1 protein-coding gene is annotated in these 613 nt (G+C 68.8%); it reads right to left on the bottom strand.

Features of this window, described 5'->3' with window-relative positions:
* Positions 1–613: ketoacyl-synthetase C-terminal extension domain-containing protein (locus tag ABGB14_RS50035; protein ID WP_347650966.1), on the bottom strand; the 613-nt coding region annotated here is incomplete at both ends.

Below are 613 nucleotides of genomic sequence, written 5' to 3'. Positions count from 1 at the left end.
CGAACAACGCAGGCTGCGTCATCCCCGTCTCGCTCAACACACCCTCGGGATCGGAGAACATCACCTCACGCAGCGAATGCGGCAACAACGGCTCAAACCAGGCGCAGATCTCCTCCAACGCCTCCGCAAACACCGGGAAGTGCTCAACCAGCACCGACCCCATCCCGACCCGCTGGCTACCCTGACCCGCGAACAACAGGGCCAGCTTCCCGCCAGAACCGCTACCCGAGATCGCAGCAGAGGGATCGTCAGCCAGCGCCCGCAACCCGGCCACCAACTCGTCCCGATCGCCGCCCACCACCACCGCACGCTGCTCCAGCACCGCCCGGCCCGTCGCCAACGACCACGCCACATCCGACACCGGCACCGACGACCGCGACTCCGCCCACGACGCGAGCCGACCGGCCTGCGCCCGCAACGCCCGCACATCCTTCGCCGACACCAGCCACGGCACCACCGGCAGCTGTCCCACCGGCTCAGGCTCCGGCTCCGCGACCGGGCCCTGCTCGATGATCACATGAGCGTTCGTGCCACTGATCCCGAACGACGACACAGCGGCCCGGCGAGCGTGCCCGTTCTCCTGCCACGGCTGCGGCTCGGTCAACAGCTTCAC

It is taken from the genome of Nonomuraea sp. B10E15, assembly GCF_039871615.1.
Lineage (GTDB): Bacteria > Actinomycetota > Actinomycetes > Streptosporangiales > Streptosporangiaceae > Nonomuraea.
Note: the sequence above shows the minus strand (reverse complement) of the source record. Positions and strands in the feature narration are given on the sequence as shown.